This is a genomic window from Albidovulum aestuarii, from assembly GCF_029961185.1.
Classification (GTDB): Bacteria; Pseudomonadota; Alphaproteobacteria; order Rhodobacterales; family Rhodobacteraceae; genus Albidovulum; species Albidovulum aestuarii.
In genome coordinates this window covers 94661-108354 of sequence record NZ_JASBQQ010000002.1, presented here as the reverse complement: position 1 = coordinate 108354, position 13694 = coordinate 94661, and the positions used below count along the sequence as shown (strand labels likewise).

Annotated in this window: 16 protein-coding genes; 4 read left to right on the top strand and 12 right to left on the bottom strand. The window is 62.5% G+C overall.

Annotated elements, in window-relative coordinates; translation table 11 throughout:
- Positions 1-84 precede the first annotated feature (84 nt).
- Positions 85-666 (top strand): NYN domain-containing protein, encoded by a 582-nt coding sequence (locus QKW60_RS05175; RefSeq protein WP_282367007.1) that lies wholly within the window; start codon positions 85-87, stop codon positions 664-666.
- Positions 667-744: 78 nt separating this feature from the next.
- Here QKW60_RS05175 and QKW60_RS05170 read toward each other — a convergent pair whose 3' ends face one another.
- The 5 genes from QKW60_RS05170 to QKW60_RS05150 form a co-directional block, all read right to left on the bottom strand.
- Complete coding sequence (locus QKW60_RS05170) at positions 745-1437, bottom strand: M48 family metallopeptidase (protein ID WP_282367006.1); 693 nt, start codon at positions 1435-1437, stop codon at positions 745-747.
- Positions 1438-1482: 45 nt separating this feature from the next.
- Complete coding sequence (locus QKW60_RS05165; RefSeq protein WP_282367004.1) at positions 1483-2664, bottom strand: vWA domain-containing protein; 1182 nt, start codon at positions 2662-2664, stop codon at positions 1483-1485.
- A 4-nt stretch (positions 2665-2668) separates the two neighbouring features.
- Positions 2669-2833 carry a hypothetical protein gene (locus QKW60_RS05160; protein ID WP_282367003.1) on the bottom strand — a complete coding sequence of 55 codons (165 nt, stop codon included), beginning with the start codon at positions 2831-2833 and terminating at the stop codon, positions 2669-2671.
- Positions 2830-4206, bottom strand: coding sequence for a DUF2927 domain-containing protein (locus QKW60_RS05155; protein WP_282367001.1), 1377 nt, complete (start codon positions 4204-4206; stop codon positions 2830-2832). The genes QKW60_RS05160 and QKW60_RS05155 overlap by 4 nt, the downstream gene beginning before the upstream one ends.
- Before the next feature lie 126 nt (positions 4207-4332).
- Positions 4333-5172: an AAA family ATPase gene (locus QKW60_RS05150; RefSeq protein WP_282367000.1), complete on the bottom strand. Its 840-nt coding sequence runs from the start codon at positions 5170-5172 to the stop codon at positions 4333-4335.
- Between the two features lie 181 nt (positions 5173-5353).
- On the opposite strand from QKW60_RS05150, the gene dksA reads away from it, so the two are divergent.
- Together dksA and QKW60_RS05140 are read left to right on the top strand one after the other, a co-directional pair.
- Positions 5354-5776, top strand: a complete 423-nt coding sequence (dksA, locus tag QKW60_RS05145) for an RNA polymerase-binding protein DksA (protein WP_282367763.1) — start codon at positions 5354-5356, stop codon at positions 5774-5776.
- A 76-nt stretch (positions 5777-5852) separates the two neighbouring features.
- Complete coding sequence (locus tag QKW60_RS05140) at positions 5853-7022, top strand: FAD-dependent oxidoreductase (RefSeq protein WP_282366999.1); 1170 nt, start codon at positions 5853-5855, stop codon at positions 7020-7022.
- Between the two features lie 6 nt (positions 7023-7028).
- Here the strand turns inward: QKW60_RS05140 and QKW60_RS05135 are convergent, their stop codons facing one another.
- Together QKW60_RS05135 and xth are read right to left on the bottom strand one after the other, a co-directional pair.
- On the bottom strand, positions 7029-8306 hold the full coding sequence (locus tag QKW60_RS05135; protein WP_282366998.1) for an NAD(P)/FAD-dependent oxidoreductase: 1278 nt from the start codon (positions 8304-8306) through the stop codon (positions 7029-7031).
- A gap of 3 nt (positions 8307-8309) precedes the next feature.
- Positions 8310-9089 carry an exodeoxyribonuclease III gene (gene xth, locus QKW60_RS05130; protein ID WP_282366997.1) on the bottom strand — a complete coding sequence of 260 codons (780 nt, stop codon included), beginning with the start codon at positions 9087-9089 and terminating at the stop codon, positions 8310-8312.
- Between the two features lie 217 nt (positions 9090-9306).
- Here xth and ndk point away from each other — a divergent pair, with 217 nt between their 5' ends.
- Positions 9307-9729, top strand: a complete 423-nt coding sequence (ndk, locus tag QKW60_RS05125) for a nucleoside-diphosphate kinase (RefSeq protein ID WP_263740319.1) — start codon at positions 9307-9309, stop codon at positions 9727-9729.
- An 84-nt stretch (positions 9730-9813) separates the two neighbouring features.
- Here ndk and QKW60_RS05120 read toward each other — a convergent pair whose 3' ends face one another.
- The 5 genes from QKW60_RS05120 to QKW60_RS05100 all read right to left on the bottom strand — a co-directional run bounded on the left by QKW60_RS05120 (position 9814) and on the right by QKW60_RS05100 (position 13655).
- Positions 9814-10164, bottom strand: a complete 351-nt coding sequence (locus QKW60_RS05120) for a TfoX/Sxy family protein (protein ID WP_282366995.1) — start codon at positions 10162-10164, stop codon at positions 9814-9816.
- A 55-nt stretch (positions 10165-10219) separates the two neighbouring features.
- Positions 10220-10384 (bottom strand): hypothetical protein, encoded by a 165-nt coding sequence (locus tag QKW60_RS05115; RefSeq protein WP_282366993.1) that lies wholly within the window; start codon positions 10382-10384, stop codon positions 10220-10222.
- A 320-nt stretch (positions 10385-10704) separates the two neighbouring features.
- On the bottom strand, positions 10705-11265 hold the full coding sequence (locus QKW60_RS05110) for a DUF4202 domain-containing protein (protein ID WP_282366992.1): 561 nt from the start codon (positions 11263-11265) through the stop codon (positions 10705-10707).
- A gap of 75 nt (positions 11266-11340) precedes the next feature.
- Positions 11341-12414 (bottom strand): FAD-binding oxidoreductase, encoded by a 1074-nt coding sequence (locus QKW60_RS05105; RefSeq protein WP_419762646.1) that lies wholly within the window; start codon positions 12412-12414, stop codon positions 11341-11343.
- A gap of 5 nt (positions 12415-12419) precedes the next feature.
- Entirely contained in the window at positions 12420-13655 is a 1236-nt protein-coding gene (locus tag QKW60_RS05100) for an aromatic ring-hydroxylating oxygenase subunit alpha (protein ID WP_282366991.1), read from the bottom strand.
- Between the last annotated feature and the right edge of the window lie 39 nt (positions 13656-13694).

Sequence of the window (13694 nt, the reverse complement as noted above, 5' to 3'; positions counted from 1 at the left end):
GCGTATTTTCCTCTTTCCGTGTTTCGGGGCAGGTTTCGCCTACGTCGGTATTGAAAGTTGTCCGCGACAGCGTAGGCTTGGACCATGATTGGTCCGATTATTGTTCTGATATTTTCCCTTGCCGGCCTCGCCGCAGGATATTTTCTGCCTGATTTTTCGGACATGCTGCTGGTGGCGTGGCCGAGCCTTTTCTTCAGCCTGGTTGTTCTGATCCGGGCCGAACTACGCCTTCGCGAGGCGCGCGAGAAGGCGGCGGGAAAACTGATTGTCATCGACGGCTCGAACGCGATGCACTGGAAAGAGGGCACGCCGCAACTTGCGACGGTGCGTGAGATTGTCGACCGGATATCGGCGCTCGGTTACAAGGCCGGTGTTATCTTCGATGCGAATGCAGGTCATATTCTGACCGGGAAGTACAAACACAACTCGGCGATGGGTAAACTTCTGGGATTGCCAAGTGACCGCGTCATAGTCGTGGACAAGGGCACCCCGGCGGACCCCACGATTCTTGAAGCCGCACGCTTCCTGAACGCGCGGATCGTGACAAACGACCGTTACCGCGATTGGGCGGCGAACTATCCCGAACTGAAGCAGCCGGGCTATCTCATCCGCGGCGGCTACAAGGAAGGCAAGCTTTGGCTGGAACTGGACCGGAAGGATCAGTAGTCGCGGTCAATGCGTCTGCAGTTCCTCGGCACTGTCACGATGCAAAGCCGTTTCTTGGGGTTCTTGAAACGCCGTCCCTTACAAAGGTGCAGGAACGCCCCAGCGTTTTTCATTTCGGGCGATGGCAGCAATGCGGTCCGACGTCTTCGGATGGCTCATGAGCCAGGCGGGCGCTGCACCTGCTATGCCGGTCAGGCCTTCTAGTTTCTCAAAGAGCGATTTCTGCGGTCCCGTCCCGATTCCCGCTTTTACCAGCAGGGCCGAGGCATATTCGTCCGCTTCATACTCATCCTGGCGCGAAAGCCGTGCGGCAAGCATCGTAGTCAGAAGCCCGGCCAGATAGACACCGATGCCCGGCAGGAAGCGTCCAAGGACGGTGGCCAGGACCACACGGATCGCGTTCTGGCCGGAAAAGTCGATCATTCGCCGTCGCGAATGACCAAGGGCCACGTGCCCCAACTCATGGGCGATGACGCTGGCCATTTCTTCCGCCGTCACCGCGCCCTCGGTGTATTTCTGGAAAAACCCCCTTGTGATAAAGATTCGCCCGTCCGGCGCGGCCAATCCATTCACCGGGGCAATCTCATAGATATGCACTGGCACCCGCGCGACCCCCAAAGCCTCGGCCAGCCGCCGGGTCAGCGCCGTGAGCCGGGGATCGGCAAGTTCGGTCGACCGCTCGTCCAGCACCCGTTTCGTCCGCCAGACGGAAAAGCGGTACATGGCGAGGCCATATAGGACGGCAATCAGGATCGGGGTCAGCTTCAGCATGGGATCAATATGGGGGCTTGGCGGAACAGAGCAAAGGCCCGTTGGTCACGTCAGCGACTTCATCGCGCGACCGATCCCTTCGAGGGTCAGCGGAAACATGGCACCGTCGAAGATCTGCCGGATCATGCCGACCGACTGGGTATATTGCCAGTGCCGCTCGGGCAGGGGGTTCAGCCAGACATTGGCGGGCCAGTGTTCGCGGGCGCGGGTCAGCCAGACCTGCCCGGCCTCGGGGTTCCAGTGTTCATTCGCGCCGCCGGGATAGGCGATCTCATAGGGCGACATGGAGGCGTCGCCGACAAAGATCGCCTTGTAGTCGCCGCCATAGGTCCTGAGGACCTCCCAGGTCGGGGTCTGCGCGTCCCAGCGGCGGCGGTTGTCGCGCCAGAGACCTTCGTAGAGGCAATTGTGGAAGTAGTAGTATTCCAGATGTTTGAATTCGGCCCGCGCGGCGCTGAAAAGCTCTTCAACCACCTTGATGAAGGGGTCCATCGAGCCCCCGACATCGAGAAAGAGCAGAACCTTCACCGCATTGTGCCGCTCGGGCCGGGTCTTGACGTCGAGATAGCCGTGTTCGGCCGTGGCGCGTATGGTTTCCGGCAGATCCAGTTCCTCCGCCGCGCCTTCCCGCGCCCAGCGGCGCAGGCGCTTCAATGCCACCTTGATGTTGCGGGTGCCCAGTTCGACGCTGTCGTCGAGATTCCTGAAATCCCGCCGGTCCCAGACCTTGACCGCCCGCTGATGGCGGCTTTCCTTCTGGCCAATCCGGACGCCTTCGGGATTGTAGCCATAGGCCCCGAAGGGTGAGGTGCCCGCCGTGCCGATCCATTTTGATCCGCCCTGATGCCGGCCCTTCTGTTCTTCCAGACGCTTCTTCAGCGTCTCCATCAGCTTTTCAAACCCTCCGAGCGCCTTGATCTGCGCCTTCTCCTCCTCGCTCAGCGTCTTCTCTGCCAGTCGTTCGAGCCATTCGGTGGGCAGATCGATCGCCTCCAGCACCTGGTCGGCGGTGATCGCCTCCAGCCCCTTGAACGCCTCGGAAAAGGCGCGGTCGAACCGGTCAAGATGGCGTTCATCCTTCACCATGGCGGTGCGCGCGAGGTAGTAGAATCCCTCGATGTCGTAGGTGACGAGCCCCGCCGCCATGCCTTCGAGAAAGCCGAGATATTCGCGCAAGGTGACCGGGACTCCGGTCTTCCTCAGGGTCTCAAAGAAGCGCAGGAACATCGGCTCAGGTCATGCGGTGGTAGATGATCGTGGCGAAAAGGCCGAGGATCGCGAAAAGGATCGCGTGGCTGCCGGCATATTGCAGTTTGTCCAGCCGGTTGCCGCCGCGTTTCGTGGCCCGGTACCAGCCAATCGCCGCGCCTATGACGATGGCAGGAAAGAAGATCATTGACGCCTCCTTGGCTGCGCCGGGGACAGGGAGGCGACGTTCAGCAGACGCTCCTCCACCTCGGCATCGGAGGCGAAGCCATAGCGTGCCCAGCCGAGACTGTCGAGCCGCACGATCCGCGCCTCGGTGTGACGGCCAAGGAGGTCGAGCGCCTCAGCCTTGACCATCAAAAGGTTGGCGAGGAGGGCCGCGTTTTCGGCTGCGGCCACGACCCGCGTCGACCGGTCGACCAGGCCAATCGCGACGTCGGGCTGTCCGTTCGACAGGGCGAAAGCGGCCAGTTGCATATCGGCATGGGCGGCCTGAAGGGCGAGGCCCGGGTTGTTGTGATAGATGGTCGAAGCCTGAAGGAAGGCATCGCGCGCCTCTTCCGCGTCATGGCCCAGCGACAGGCGTCCAAGCGCCAGCCACACGAACCCCGCGCGCGCATCGGTCCAGCTTCGCGATTGTGCGATGGCCAGCGCCTCGCGGATCGCGCCCCGGCGGCGGCCGGGCGAGGTGCCGGGACCGAGGGCGGTTTCGATAGCCCTGCCAAAGGCGGGCGGAGCGGGGTCAGCGATGCGGCCCGGGCGGCCCTCGCCGCGCGGATTGAGCCGCGCGAAAATGCGGGGCAGGCGGGCCGCGACTTCGCTCCGGCTCATGCCGTTTGCCAGTTCCGGCGCGTAGTAGACGCGCAGCATCAGCATGTCGAAGCCGGTCAAGATCGTATGCACATTGTCGTCGTTAAAAACCGAATCCGGCAACCGGTAGAGATCGTTCAACGGCCCCAGCGCCTGTGCCAGTTCCTCGTGCAGGCAATCGCGGATTTCCTGCGGCGCGGTGTCGTTCGGGATGAAGATCGCACTCTGCCGCCGCACGGTAAGCGTCGTCCAGTCGAGCGCATTGCGCCCCGCCCGGCGGTATTCGGTCCAGGAACTAACGCGGGGCGCCACGAAACACGCGGCGCGCGGGACCAGCCGTTGCATGGTGCGGCGGGGCAGGAACTCGATGGTGATTTCCGCCGCTTCGCCCTTTGCCTGCCGGATCGGTATTCCGGCCTCTGCCCTTAAGCGTCCGAGGACGCGGGTCAGATCGGCTTGTGCGCTGGGCGGCACCGGGCCGGTCATCCGGACATTGATCGGCCCCTCAAAGCGCGTGAGGACCGGCAGGCTGCGGCCGCTTTCCAGTTGGAAAGCAAGATCGAGGAAATCCTGCATCATTTCGGCATTCGATCTGGCGGGTGGCGCGACCACCGTGGTCCCGAACCGCCGCATCGGGGGCAGGGGGATGTCGCTCGCGACCGCGCGCGTTGTGACCGGGCGGGCCGTTGGGGCGGCGCAGGCACCCAGAAAGAGGGCGAGAACTAAGAAACAGCCCGGAAGAACTACTCGCAACGGACTCTCTCCGGCTGAATCTCCAAACCGCTGATCATGCCTGCCTCCCGTTATTGCCGTGAAGCTAGCCGGTCTGTGGTCATTCCGCCAGCCGTAAGGGCGGGATCAGGCTTTCCGGAAACTGACCTAACTGCGGCTGCGGGCTAGGAATGCCAGACGTTCGAAAAGCTGCACATCCTGCTCATTCTTGAGAAGCGCACCATGCAGCTTCGGCAAGAGGCTCTTCGGATCGCGTTTCAGGTCTTCGGGCGAAAGATCCTCGGCAAGGATCAGCTTCAGCCAATCAAGCACTTCCGAGGTGGAGGGCTTCTTCTTCAGCCCCGGCGTTTCGCGGATCTCATAAAACTGTGTCAGCGCGGTCGCGAGAATCTGCTCCTTGATGCCGGGAAAATGGACATTGACGATCTGCGCCAGCGTCTCGGTCTCGGGGAAGCGGATATAGTGAAAGAAACACCGCCGCAGGAAGGCGTCGGGCAGTTCCTTTTCGTTGTTCGACGTGATGATGATCACCGGGCGGTTCTTTGCCCGGATCGTCTCACCTGTCTCGTAAACATGGAACTCCATCCGGTCGAGTTCCTGCAACAGGTCGTTTGGAAACTCGATATCGGCCTTGTCGATTTCGTCGATCAGCAGCACGACCTTTTCATCCGCCTCGAAAGCCTGCCAGAGCTTGCCCTTACGGATATAGTTTTTCACGTCATGGACGCGCTCGTCGCCCAGCTGGCTGTCACGCAGCCGACTGACGGCATCGTATTCGTAAAGCCCCTGCGCCGCCTTTGTCGTTGATTTCACATGCCATTCAACGAGCCTGAGACCAAGCGACTCAGCAACCTGGCGGGCCAGTTCGGTCTTGCCGGTTCCGGGTTCGCCTTTCACCAATAACGGTCGCTCGAGCGTCACTGATGCATTGACGGCAACAGTCAGGTCCGTTGTGGCGACATAGCGGTCTGTGCTCTCGAATTTCATATTATTTCCGCAACAATGGCCCGTTTTGATCACGTGACTCTTATCGGGGCCATCAATTTGCCGCAAGACGCCGCTAGGGCTAGTGACATCCTCCGGTTCATCGGCTATGGGAGCGCCCGAGGAGTTCCGGATGAAGATTGATACAGTGAATTCAGAGTCCGGGGGGCAGAAGGGAGCGAAGATGAAGCCTGAGGTCTTTCTTCCCGACGATTATCGTCCGGCCGAAGACGAACCGTTCATGAACGAGCGTCAGCTCGAGTATTTCCGGCGCAAGCTGACCACCTGGAAGGAAGAACTTCTGGAACAGTCGGCCGAGACGCTTGAAGGTCTCCAGGACAGCGCCCGCAATGTTCCCGACATCGCCGACCGTGCGAGTGAGGAAACCGACCGTGCGCTGGAACTGAGGACGCGCGACCGGCAGCGCAAGCTCGTGTCGAAGATCGACTCGGCGCTGCGGCGAATCGAGAACGGTGAATACGGCTATTGCGAAGTGACGGGCGAACCCATTTCGCTCAAGCGCCTCGATGCGCGGCCGATCGCGACGATGACGCTGGAAGCGCAGGAAAAGCATGAACGCCGCGAGCGGGTGCATCGCGACGACTGATCCCGGTATCGGGTCGGAGTAAATTTCGGCGCCGGGGTCGTAAGGCTCCGGCGCTTTCATTTGGACGGGGGCAAATATGATGAACGGTCGGGCGGTGACGGTGCTGGGCGCCGGGGTCGCGGGGCTCGCGCTGGCGCGGGCGCTGGCGCTGAATGGCGCGAAGGTCACCGTTCTTGAACAGGCGCCCGAGATTCGCGAAGTCGGCGCCGGGTTGCAGATCACGCCAAATGGCGCGCGTGTCATGGGCGCGCTTGGCCTTGGGGCCGAGCTTGAGGCGCAAAGCATGGGATCGGAAGCCGTGGAACTGATCGACGGCGAGACGGGCGGGCAGGTCCTGCGCCTCGACCTGACGCGCCAGCGAACAGCGGGCATGTTCCGCCTTGTCCACCGTGCCGACCTCATCACCGTTCTGGCCGAAGCCGCGCGGGCGGCTGGCGTCGAAATCCGCTTTTTGCAGCAGATCACCGAGGTGACGCTCGGCGACCATGCACCTCGGCTGAAAACCACGCAGGGGGCGGAGATCGAGGCGGACATTCTGATCGGCGCCGACGGGCTGCATTCGAAGGTTCGGCAAACTCTGAACGGAACGGTCGCGCCTTTCTTCACCCATCAGGTTGCGTGGCGCGCAACCCTGCCTGCGGAACCCGATATCCGCCCCGTCGCGCAGCTTTTCATGGGGCCGGGCCGTCATATCGTGACCTATCCCCTGCGTGGAGGGCGGCTGAGGAACATCGTCGCGATTGAGGAGCGCCACAAATGGGCCGAGGAAAGCTGGTCGCTGACCGACGATCCCTTGGCCCTGCGCATCGCGTTTGAGGATTTTGTTCCTCAGGTGCGGCGCTGGCTCGACCAGATCGAGCGGCCGAACCTCTGGGGGCTCTTCCGCCATCCGGTTGCGAAACGCTGGCACGGTCACGGCGCGGCGATCCTTGGCGATGCCGCCCATCCGACGCTGCCGTTTCTGGCGCAGGGGGCCAATATGGCGCTGGAGGATGCCTGGGTTCTGGCCGAAGCCCTATCGGCTGCTGAACCCGAAGCCGCATTCGCGGCCTATCAGCAACGCCGTCAGGCTCGGGTCAGCCGGATTGTCGAGGCGGCCAATGCCAATGCCCGGAACTACCACCTTTCCGGTATCCGCCGCGACATCGCCCATTTCGGGCTGAAGACGCTGAACCGTTTTGCTCCGGGCAGCGTGATGGATCGGTTCGCCTGGCTTTACGACCATGACGTGACGGGCGGGCGCTGATCCGGCTCAGCCACGCTCGCGCCACCGGTCCTGCATCTGCAGCTTCCAATAGGTCAGCTGGGCTGCAACAAGCCCCGCTGCACCGCCCGCCCAGTCCAGCCCGAAAGGCGCGAACATGCTGATGCGGTCGCTTTCGCCGAGCATCGCCTCGGCCAGCACCTTTCCGGCAATGGCAGTCGTGTTCAACCCGTGGCCCCCAAAGGCCGTGATGTGCCAGACGCCGGGGCCCATCTCTCCGACCTGCGGCATCAGGTGGCGGGCATAGCCCATGAGGCCGGACCAGGCGAGTTCGATCTTCAATCCCTCAAGCTGCGGGAAGGCCCCCACCATCTCGCGGCGAAGCTCGCGCACGATCCCTTCGGGCGATGCCGCCCGGGTCGTGATCCTTCCGCCCCAGAGAAGCCTGCTGCCGCCCTCGACCAGCCGGTAATAGTCGCCTGCGCGCCGGTCGTCATACATAGAGGCGCGCGTGCGGATGGCGCTGGCCAGCAGGTCGGGCGCGGCCTCGCTCATCGTCAGATAGGTCGCGATCGGCAGGATCGCGCGCTTCAGGCGCGGCACCAAGGGGCCCGTATAGCCGCCTGTGGCAAGGATAAGCGCAGGGGCCTCGGCGCGCCCGGTGGCGGTGGTAACTTGCTTCACGGACCCCGTCAGATCGTGCCCGGTTGCGGCCGAGGCCTCGAAGATCCGCCCGCCTAGGCGTTCCACTTCGGCGGCGATGCCGCGCAACGTGTTCAGGGGATGGATGTGGAACGAGCGGGGGTCATAGAGTGCATGATGATAGCGCCCGCTCACCAGTTGTTCCGACAGGGCCGTCCGGTCGAGATAGCGCATCTCGTAACCGAAATCGCGGTCAAACTCCTCGGCATGGCGTTTCAGATCATCGGCGCGGTCGAAGCGTCGAAGGCTGAGAAGACCCTCGCCGGTTACCGCGCCGTCGATCTTCAGATCCGCAATGGTCGCCCGCAACCGTTCGACCCCTTCGATGGACAGCCGGTGCAACTCGCGGGCAGCTTTTGACCCGACCCGGGCCCGGATCGCTTCATCGCCACCGGAAAAGGCCGGGCTGACGATGCCGCCATTGCGGCCCGAGGCACCGAATCCCACGGATTCAGCTTCCAGCACGATCACAAGCTTGCCCGCGCGGGTCAGTTCCAGCGCCGTCGTCAACCCGGCAAAACCGCCGCCGACGATCACAACATCCGCCTCTTCAACGCCCGTCAGGACGGGGCGCGCGCGGGCATCGCGCAGGGTGCGGCTGTAAAAGGTATCGGGATAGCGCATGGGTCAGGCGTCAAGCTCGATCCATACCGGCACATGGTCCGAGGGCTTGTCACGTCCCCGGATTCCTTTGTCGATCCCGGTGCCGTTGAGCAGATCGGCGGCCTGTGGCGACAGAAGCAGATGGTCGATGCGGATGCCGTTGTTCCGCTGCCATGCGCCAGCCTGATAGTCCCAGAAGGAATAATGGCCGGGGCGCGGTTCTCGGGACCGGAACGCCTCGGTATAGCCAAGGTTCAGGATGCGCCGGAACGCGGCGCGGCTTTCGGGGCGGAAAAGCGCGTCCTCGACCCATGCCTCCGGCTTCGCCGCATCCTCGGCCTGCGGGATGATGTTGTAGTCGCCCGCCATGACGACCGGCATTTCCTCCGCGAGAAGGGCCGTGGCCCGATCCCTCATCCGCGCCATCCATGAAAGCTTGTAATCGTATTTCGGCCCCGGTGCGGGGTTGCCATTCGGCAGGTAGAGCCCGCACAGCCGGACGGCGGTTTTCCCTACAACCGTTGCTTCGATCCAGCGCGCCTGATCGTCGGCCTCATCGCCCGGCAATCCGCGTTCTACATCCTCCAGCGGCAGCTTGGACAGGATCGCGACGCCGTTGAAGCTTTTTTGCCCATGGGTCTCGACGAAATAGCCGCGATCCTCAAAGAGATCGCGTGGAAAGGCCTCGTCAACCGACTTGATCTCCTGCAACAGCACAACATCCGGCGCGGCCTCATCCAGCCATTGCGGCAGGGCGTCGACCCGCGCCTTGATGCCGTTGATATTGAATGTCGCGATCTTCATTGCCTGCCCCCGGGGATCGTTCCGGCCGCGATCATCTGCCAGAACGGCCGGAGCCACAACCGCCTCACCTTCATCCTGGTGGAAATACTCCCACCGGAGGCGCCCGCCATGCCCGCCGCCGCACCTTTTCAAGCCGGGCGCAGCATGATAGCAGGCGCGCAATCCAAATCCGGCCGGGGCAGGGTGCCCCGTGCCCCCAATGCAAGAAGGCTGACCCATGGCGACCGAACGCACGCTTTCCATCATCAAACCCGACGCGACGAACCGCAACCTGACCGGCAAGATCAACGCCAAGTTCGAAGATGCGGGCCTGCGCATCGTCGCACAAAAGCGCATCAAGCTCTCGATGGAACAGGCTGGCAAGTTCTACGAGGTTCACAAGGAACGCCCCTTCTACGGCGAACTCTGTGAATTTATGGCCTCGGCCCCCGTCGTCGTGCAGGTTCTGGAAGGCGACAACGCCATTGCCAAGAACCGCGAAGTGATGGGCGCGACCAACCCCGCCAATGCCGAGCCGGGCACGATCCGCAAGGAATTCGCGCTCTCGGTCGGCGAGAACTCGGTTCATGGCTCCGACGCGCCGGAAACTGCCGCGCAGGAAATCGCCTTCTTCTTCTCGGGTCTCGAACTCGTCGGCTGAACCCGGCGCAACCGGTGGAAAATCCTTGTCCAAGGATTTTCCCTGCGCGTAGCGGAAGAATTTTGTTTCAAAATTCTTCCCGGCTCACCCCCGGCGTCGTTCTATGATGCCAATCTCATCAAGGGCCGCTTCCATCCGGAGGCGGTCCTTGTCTTTTGACGGGGTCTGTTTTGCCTCAGCCTTCAATTCATCGAAGCGCGTCCGCAGAGCGGCTTTTTCCGCGCCCTGACAATCGTTCCAGGGACGGCCCTGCAGACCCATGACGAGGACATAGTATCCGATGAAGTGGGGCCTAGTGCCGGATTGCAAAAGCCGGAGATAGGCTGCGTCCGCGCCCATCGCACGGATGTCCTCGGCCGAATGAATGCCCGCCCGGGCAAAGGCTGCCTCGGATCCGGGGCCGAGATTGGGTATGGTCGATACGGGTGTCGGCATGAGGCCCCTCCATCGGAGCCCCGAGGTTAATTCCTGCCGCGACCCGGCGAAAGCCTCAGATCGAGGCCCAGTCGCTAAAATGCATTGCGCGCATCTGCTCGGCCGGCGTTTCAGCAAGCTCGGAAGCGGTCGTCCGGCGCTTTTCGGCGCGGTCGGCCTCACCCTGCTGCTGCTGGCGCGGGGCGTGTCCGCTCGCATCCATCTGCTTGGGCATATCCATTCGTCTCTTCCTTCCCGCGTGACCCTACAGATCACATTTACCAAGCCTCTCTGGCCATTACTCACACATGTCGGTGGCAATCGCGCGGCGCAGATATGGCCGCTTTTCCCCACCGTCAAGTGAGTCTCCTACGGGATGTTGATTTCGCCAAGCCGCAGCGCGGCAATCCGCCTGCTTTCGGGGCAATTTCGCAACAGTTTTGGTCTGTTAGCGCCAGACAGGACGCGCTTTTGAAACAATATTACGCGACGAAATTTTATTTCGCACAACCAAAAGGGGAGCGGCGCGCACTCAATTGGCGGTACACAATTGTGCACGACTCAGTTGCGGAAGGACGCGGCGAAGGGTTCGGGAAGATTGAATTCTTTCAATGCCTTTGCCCGCGCCTCTGCCGACATCTTGCGGGCGGTCTTGGCGACGATCTTCTCCAGCGAGGCGGCATCGCGGCCTTCGGCGAAGGGTTGGAAATACCACCGCAGGAAGGTGAAGCAGATCACGTCTTCCAGCGCCTGCACCTCCGGGTCCCGCTTGATGCCCTCCTTGCGCAGCATTGTGCCGACCCGTGCCGTGCTGTCTGCGTCATAACCCGCTTCGGCCATGATCTCTCCGACCCGCCGGGCGTGATAGGCCGCCAGTTCCCGGCGCCAGGTCAGATAGCCTTCGCGGCCCTCTGGATAGTCGGCACGGGGCGAAGTCCAGCGTTCGATATGCTGGCCGCGCACAGCGATGCGCAACTCCTCGGACGCGCCGGGAAAGAGCCGTTCCAGCTCCGCCGTCATCCGCTCACCGTAAAGCCGCGCGGCGGGCGCCCCTTCGCTGATATCAGGATCGGCGGAATTGGCGGCGTCGATAGCGGCGAGGGTCGTGGCAAGGCAGCTCATTGTGGTCCTTTCAGGTCGTGCTTGCCGCACCGTCGCAAAGCGCCCGGGCGCGGTCAAGCCGCGCCCTGCGGTTGCTCAGAGTTCGACCTCGACCCGGCCCAGCGGGCGCGAGCAGCAGGCGAGGATGTAACCGGCCTCGATGTCCTCTTCGCTGATGCCGCCGTTATGCACCATGTGAACCTGACCCGAACGGGTCTTGACCTTGCAGGTGCCGCAGACGCCGAAATTGCACCCCGATGGCATGTTGAGGCCCGAGGCCTTGGCGATCGCCAGAACCGTATCGGTTTCGGTGCATTCCGTTGTGACGCCGGAATTGACGAAGGCGATTTCGGCCTTCGCGGTTTCCTGCGGCACCACATCCTCGTGGACCTCGATATCCTCGACCCGCATGACCGGGGCCTGGAACGTCTCCTGATGATAGCGTTCCATGTCGTAGCCAAGCGACAGAAGCGTTTCACGCACCCCCGTCATGAAGCCCTCAGGCCCGCAGCAATAGACATCGCGGTCAAGATAGTCGGGCGTCATCAGGCCCAGCATGAGTTGGTTGAAATGGCCGCGATAGCCGGTCCAGACCTCGTAGGGGTCTTCCTCGGCGACAACGAAGTTCAACCGAAGGCCACGCACCCGTCCCGCCATGTATTCGAGCCGTTTGCGGAAGATCAGTTCCGAAGGCCTGTTGGCGCATTGGATGAAGCTGATATCCGGCTCTTCACCGCGTTCCCAAAGGAAAGTCGCCATCGACATCATCGGGGTGACGCCGGAGCCCGCCGAGATGAAAAGGTATTTGCCATTGGGCTGGCGCGGCAGGTGGAAGACGCCGCCCGGCCCCTTGGCGTTCAGCCGCATCCCCGGCACGAGGTTTTCGACCAGCCAGCGCGAGCCCTGACTGTCCTGCTGTGCCTTCACGGTGACCGAGAGGTAGACGTTTGAGGTCGGGCTCGACGAGATCGTGTAGGTCCGGTAGAGCGGTCCACCTGGCAGCGGCAGTTCCAAGGTGATGAACTGACCAGCGCGGAAGAGGAAGGTAGCCCCCGACGGCGGACGGAAGACGAAGGTCTTCACATTCGGCGCCTCGGGCACGACCATCACGCATTCCAGCGGTTCGCTGTCGGACCATAGCGGCGTATCCTCGCGCGGCATCGGGATCATGGCGCTTACTCCGCAGCGATGACTTTTCGGCCGACCATCCGGTTCTGCAGCGTCGCGACATACCAGTCGATGAACTGGATGACGCCGCTTTCCTGCAGATCGGAATAGGGGCCGGGTTCGTAGGCGGGGGAGTTGATGCCAAGCTGGTTCTGCTCGACGACGATGCGGTCCTCGTCATTCGTGGCTTCCCAGACTTCGGTCAGGCGCTTCAGGTCGTAATCCTCGCCCTCTACGGCATCCTTATGCACGAGCCATGTGGTCGTGACCAGGGTTTCCGTCGCACTGACCGGCAGGACGCGGAAGTTCAGGATGTGATCCGACAGGAAGTGGTTCCAGGTATTGGGGTAGTGGAAGAAGAGGAGCGTACCGGCATTGGCAAAGGGCATGCCGTTCAGCATCTTCTTCACCGCAGCCTTGCCATCCATCGTGTAGCTGACCGCGTCGCCGACGAAGGGGATACGGACAAAGCGCCACTGTTCGTTCGGGTCGATGACATATTTCGACGGCAGGCCCGCCGCCTCGCAGCGCGCGACATGGGCAGCGCCAACGGGTGAGGAAACGCTGTCATCGGCGCCGACAAGGTTCGGATCGTCGTTGAAGGTGCGGCAGAGCGAGGGATGCGAGCCCGAGCAATGGTAGCATTCGCGGTTGTTCTCCAGCACCAGCTTCCAGTTGCCGTTCTCGATGATCGTGGACTGGGCGGCGACCTTCAGATCGTCGAGCCCGTGCGGCGCAGTGTAACGCAGGGCCTCGGCCTTGACCGGCGCGAAGTCGGGGGCGGTCTCCGCGAGGCAGATGAAGATCATACCCGCGGCCACATCGCAGTGAACCGGTTTCAGCCCGTGCTTGGATGCGTCGAAATCCGGCCCCATGTCGCGGGCCCAAAGGAGGCGGCCGTCAAGCTCGTAGGTCCACTGGTGGTAGGGGCAGACGAGCTTCGGGTTTGAGCCCTTGACGCTTTGACAGATGCGGCTGCCGCGATGGCGGCAGGAATTGTGGAAGGCGCGGATGACGTTGTCGTTGCCCCGCACCACGATCACCGAATAATCGCCGATCTGCACGGTGACGTAGTTGCCGGGTTTCGCGATCTCGGGCGCCGAGGCGACATAGACCCAGTCGCGGGTCCAGATCAGCCGCATATCGGCGTCATAGACTTCGGGCGCGGTGTAGAAGTCGCGGCCGAGCGAGGTTTTCGGTCGGCGGGAGAGAAGCTGCGAAAGGATGTCGGAATCGCGAAGCATGATGCGGGTCCTTAGAAAATGCCGGTCCCGGCCGGATTT

What these genes read in the sequence shown, in the direction of transcription:
- QKW60_RS05175 (WP_282367007.1), top strand. Translation starts at nt 85, where the DNA reads ATGATTGGTCCGATTATTGTTCTGATATTTTCCCTTGCCGGCCTCGCC.
- QKW60_RS05170 (WP_282367006.1), bottom strand. Translation starts at nt 1,437, where the DNA reads ATGCTGAAGCTGACCCCGATCCTGATTGCCGTCCTATATGGCCTCGCC.
- QKW60_RS05165 (WP_282367004.1), bottom strand. Translation starts at nt 2,664, where the DNA reads ATGTTCCTGCGCTTCTTTGAGACCCTGAGGAAGACCGGAGTCCCGGTC.
- QKW60_RS05160 (WP_282367003.1), bottom strand. Translation starts at nt 2,833, where the DNA reads ATGATCTTCTTTCCTGCCATCGTCATAGGCGCGGCGATTGGCTGGTAC.
- QKW60_RS05150 (WP_282367000.1), bottom strand. Translation starts at nt 5,172, where the DNA reads ATGAAATTCGAGAGCACAGACCGCTATGTCGCCACAACGGACCTGACT.
- dksA (WP_282367763.1), top strand. Translation starts at nt 5,354, where the DNA reads ATGAAGCCTGAGGTCTTTCTTCCCGACGATTATCGTCCGGCCGAAGAC.
- QKW60_RS05140 (WP_282366999.1), top strand. Translation starts at nt 5,853, where the DNA reads ATGATGAACGGTCGGGCGGTGACGGTGCTGGGCGCCGGGGTCGCGGGG.
- QKW60_RS05135 (WP_282366998.1), bottom strand. Translation starts at nt 8,306, where the DNA reads ATGCGCTATCCCGATACCTTTTACAGCCGCACCCTGCGCGATGCCCGC.
- xth (WP_282366997.1), bottom strand. Translation starts at nt 9,089, where the DNA reads ATGAAGATCGCGACATTCAATATCAACGGCATCAAGGCGCGGGTCGAC.
- ndk (WP_263740319.1), top strand. Translation starts at nt 9,307, where the DNA reads ATGGCGACCGAACGCACGCTTTCCATCATCAAACCCGACGCGACGAAC.
- QKW60_RS05120 (WP_282366995.1), bottom strand. Translation starts at nt 10,164, where the DNA reads ATGCCGACACCCGTATCGACCATACCCAATCTCGGCCCCGGATCCGAG.
- QKW60_RS05115 (WP_282366993.1), bottom strand. Translation starts at nt 10,384, where the DNA reads ATGGATATGCCCAAGCAGATGGATGCGAGCGGACACGCCCCGCGCCAG.
- QKW60_RS05110 (WP_282366992.1), bottom strand. Translation starts at nt 11,265, where the DNA reads ATGAGCTGCCTTGCCACGACCCTCGCCGCTATCGACGCCGCCAATTCC.
- QKW60_RS05105 (WP_419762646.1), bottom strand. Translation starts at nt 12,414, where the DNA reads ATGATCCCGATGCCGCGCGAGGATACGCCGCTATGGTCCGACAGCGAA.
- QKW60_RS05100 (WP_282366991.1), bottom strand. Translation starts at nt 13,655, where the DNA reads ATGCTTCGCGATTCCGACATCCTTTCGCAGCTTCTCTCCCGCCGACCG.